Origin of the sequence: Coleofasciculaceae cyanobacterium (genome assembly GCA_036703275.1) — a bacterium.
Lineage (GTDB): Bacteria > Cyanobacteriota > Cyanobacteriia > Cyanobacteriales > Xenococcaceae > Waterburya.
On record DATNPK010000008.1, the window covers coordinates 1 to 3,278 of the forward strand.

Annotated in this window: 5 protein-coding genes and 1 tRNA gene; 2 read left to right on the forward strand and 4 right to left on the reverse strand. The window is 40.6% G+C overall.

Annotated features, from left to right (window positions below; translation table 11 throughout):
* Window positions 1-575 (forward strand): hypothetical protein (locus V6C71_00565; GenBank protein HEY9766983.1); only part of this gene is annotated, 575 nt, incomplete at its 5' end.
* Between the two features lie 81 nt (window positions 576-656).
* Here V6C71_00565 and V6C71_00570 read toward each other — a convergent pair.
* From V6C71_00570 to V6C71_00585, 4 genes are all read right to left on the reverse strand, one after another.
* Window positions 657-729 (reverse strand) — tRNA-Glu (locus tag V6C71_00570).
* A gap of 111 nt (window positions 730-840) precedes the next feature.
* On the reverse strand, window positions 841-1,398 hold the full coding sequence (locus tag V6C71_00575; GenBank protein ID HEY9766984.1) for an NYN domain-containing protein: 558 nt from the start codon (window positions 1,396-1,398) through the stop codon (window positions 841-843).
* Between the two features lie 158 nt (window positions 1,399-1,556).
* Window positions 1,557-2,255, reverse strand: a complete 699-nt coding sequence (locus V6C71_00580; GenBank protein ID HEY9766985.1) for an ABC transporter ATP-binding protein — start codon at window positions 2,253-2,255, stop codon at window positions 1,557-1,559.
* Window positions 2,255-2,527 carry a hypothetical protein gene (locus tag V6C71_00585; protein ID HEY9766986.1) on the reverse strand — a complete coding sequence of 91 codons (273 nt, stop codon included), beginning with the start codon at window positions 2,525-2,527 and terminating at the stop codon, window positions 2,255-2,257. The genes V6C71_00580 and V6C71_00585 overlap by 1 nt, the downstream gene beginning before the upstream one ends.
* A gap of 265 nt (window positions 2,528-2,792) precedes the next feature.
* On the opposite strand from V6C71_00585, the gene V6C71_00590 reads away from it, so the two are divergent.
* Window positions 2,793-3,278: photosystem II D2 protein (photosystem q(a) protein) (locus V6C71_00590; protein HEY9766987.1), on the forward strand; the 486-nt coding region annotated here is incomplete at its 3' end.

Below are 3,278 nucleotides of genomic sequence, written 5' to 3' on the forward strand. Positions count from 1 at the left end.
GTGCAGTTGATGCTGGAGATGATTTTGAATTAAGAGCTAATGGCGATCGCGCTGAATTTGAACGCTTAAACTTAGGCAACTTTACCCTAAACGTAGATAACGTCGAGCAGTTTGAAATCAATGGTGGTGGCGGTGATGACATCCTCAATGTCAGAGATTTAACTGGTACTGATGTCCAGAAAGTGAACTTTACTGGTGGCGAAGGTAATGATACTTTCAATGCTAGCTATACTGGTGTTGATGTTGCGGCTTATGGCGATGAAGGTAACGATAGTTTAACTGGGGGTAGGGGTAATGACTTACTAGAAGGTGGAAACGGAGATAATCTATTAACAGGTGGAGAAGGTAAAGACACTTTTGTCCTCGGTTTCGATGGTATTGATACTATTGCTGACTTTAACTTTGCCGAAGGTGACAAAATTCAAATTTCTTCTATGGAATTAGGTGCATCTTCTTATGATTCTCTAAACTACAATGCCAACGAACATAAATTGTATTGGAATCAAACTGAACTAGCAGTGTTAGATAATTCAGTTTCAGAATTTAATATTACTGAAAATATTGAATTAGTTTAGGTTAAAAGCGATCAGATTTAGTTTGATGTAAAGACAAAAGAAGTAGGAGTCAGGCAATAAGCTTGATTCCTACTTTTTCAATACCCCCAAGGGAATTTGAATCCCTGTCGCCTCCGTGAAAGGGAGGTGTCCTAGGCCACTAGACGATGGGGGCTTAGACTCTTTGCTAGTCATTTCGTTAACTGGCAACGTTTTTAAATATATCGAATATTCTTGTTACTGTCAACAATTCACCCAGAAAAAGTTTCTCATCAGCAAACTAAAACTACTGAATGCCCCGCTGCATTTGCCTAAGTCGCTTTTGCGCCACAGGATCGAGGGTATTAAATAAAAAGCGACCAGAAGGTTGCTTCTTGGTCTGCTTTTTAGTTCTGCTTTTGGTTTTCTGGGCTGTTTGTTCCACTTCTCTAGCTAGCATTGGAGCCGAAAGCCATTCTGCCCCATAACCAACTACGGTTAACTGCTGGGCGCGATCGCTAGTAGCTACAATTAAACGAGTCGACTCCTGCTGATATTTTTTGCGGGAAAATGTCGCACAGAATTTTTCAATATAAGTATCGGCAGTTTCGGCAAAAGCGGTGTAATGTACCGATAAAGCAGAGGTATGTATCTCAGTACTGCGGGGCGTGTCTTGATAGTGAGCATCAAAGACTACCTTAGTGCGGTATGCTACGGCAGCACTGTAGTTAATTAAGCATTCGACTAACTCATGACGGGCAGCTTCTAAGCCGTGGCGATCGCGACTTTTTTTTAAGTCCGACCAGTCGCCGACGATATTATAACCATCGACGAGTAGTATTGCCTGGTAGGAAGAAGGGGACATTGCAACGGTTTTTTATACAAATTGAATCATGATTTCATCCTTATTCTAAGCAAATTTGTTAACAAAAAGTTAAATTAGCTTAAAAAGCTTTAGCTTGAATTACTTACAATAACAGCTTCTCACTTAAGGAATTTGTACATAAATCACATTACATTCTATTAATGCTGCTCCGTTGCTAACAGTTTTTGTTTCAGAAGTTGCGGATTTCCCTGAGCTACAACTTTTCCTCCTTCGAGCAAGAAAGCTCCATCACAGTAATCTAGTTCTTCTAGGCGATGGGTCACCCAAAGCGCAGTAAGCCCACGCTTTTTGACTAAATTTTTTACCTGCGCTACTAATTCTAATTGAGTATCAGGATCGAGTAGAGCAGTAGGTTCATCAAACAAAATTGCTTCACAGTTACGGGCAATTGCTCCAGCGATCGCAATCCTTTGTTTTTGTCCTCCACTTAGAGCATGAATTGGTCGTCTTTCTAAATCTAGTAGATTTACCGCATCTAAAGCCTCTTTCACTCTTTGTCTAGTCTGTATTTGAGATAAGTTTTCACTTACCAAACCAAAGGCAATATCTGCACCAACAGTAGGCATAACTAATTGATGGTCAGGATTTTGAAAGACAAATCCAGTTTTGTAGGGCATTACAATCGACCCAGAATCAGGAATTAATAACCCAGCTAATAGCCTTAATAAAGTAGATTTACCACTACCATTATTGCCCAACAGCATCCAGAACTCTCCTTGAGGAACTTGGAGAGAACAACCCTTCAATACCATCGCCTCAAATGTCCAACCAAAATGGATGTTGTCCACTTTGATAATTGATGATTTATCGGACTCAGTATCAATAGAAGAAATCATTACTTATCAGCAACAGCAGCAAAAAATCCCGGTACTCTTCCTTCTGCCATACCACCAGACTTTTTGTTAACGCTGACAGCATTAATTAGGTTACCTTTGACCGCTACTTTTTTATCCTCTTCTTTGTCACAGGTAAGTTCGACTAAATCAGAACTGCCAGAGCGCATTGCCTGAAGAATTTCTTGATACAGGCTTTCAGCAGCTTTAGATTCTTTACGCTGTACTGAGATGGGTAAGGGAAGGTCTTGTAAAACTATATCGATGGTAAACATGAAACTCTCATCATAAAAATTGCAACAATTTGATTATCTTCCAGATTCACCTAATTTCGCATCCTTATTTTTGTTTAATCTAGGATAAATTTAATTTTTTCTTTGGATTTGACCTGGAAATTCCAATTGTTTTCTTCTAAGATGTGTAATATAAGTAAAGAAAAGTTAACTTTTCTCACAATCGACTTGATGTAATTTCGTGTCAAGTCCTGAAATTGTAATAATTCCTAACGATCTTATAAGTATTATTTTGGAGATCTAGTATATGACAATAGCAGTAGGACGCGCGCCAGCCAAACGCGGCATCTTTGATGCGGTAGACGACTGGCTCAAGCGCGATCGCTTTGTATTCGTAGGATGGTCAGGAATCCTACTTTTCCCCTGTGCCTACATGGCAATTGGAGGATGGCTAACCTGCACCACATTCGTAACCAGTTGGTACACTCACGGATTAGCTTCTTCATACCTAGAAGGATGTAACTTCCTAACCGTAGCAGCATCAACACCCGCAGACAGCATGGGACACTCGCTGTTATTTTTATGGGGACCAGAGGCAGGGTGGAGTTTCACCCGCTGGTGTCAAATCGGGGGACTGTGGGCGTTTATCGCACTACACGGTGCTTTTGCGCTAATTGGCTTCATGCTCAGACAATTTGAAATCTCGCGTTTAGTCGGAATACGACCTTATAACGCGATCGCTTTTAGTGCGCCCATCGCCGTATTTGTCTCAGTATTTTTGCTTTATCCACTA

Excerpts from the sequence above, each read along its gene's own strand:
- V6C71_00575 (HEY9766984.1), bottom strand. The coding sequence starts at position 1,398 with ATGTCCCCTTCTTCCTACCAGGCAATACTACTCGTCGATGGTTATAAT.
- V6C71_00580 (HEY9766985.1), bottom strand. The coding sequence starts at position 2,255 with ATGATTTCTTCTATTGATACTGAGTCCGATAAATCATCAATTATCAAA.
- V6C71_00585 (HEY9766986.1), bottom strand. The coding sequence starts at position 2,527 with ATGTTTACCATCGATATAGTTTTACAAGACCTTCCCTTACCCATCTCA.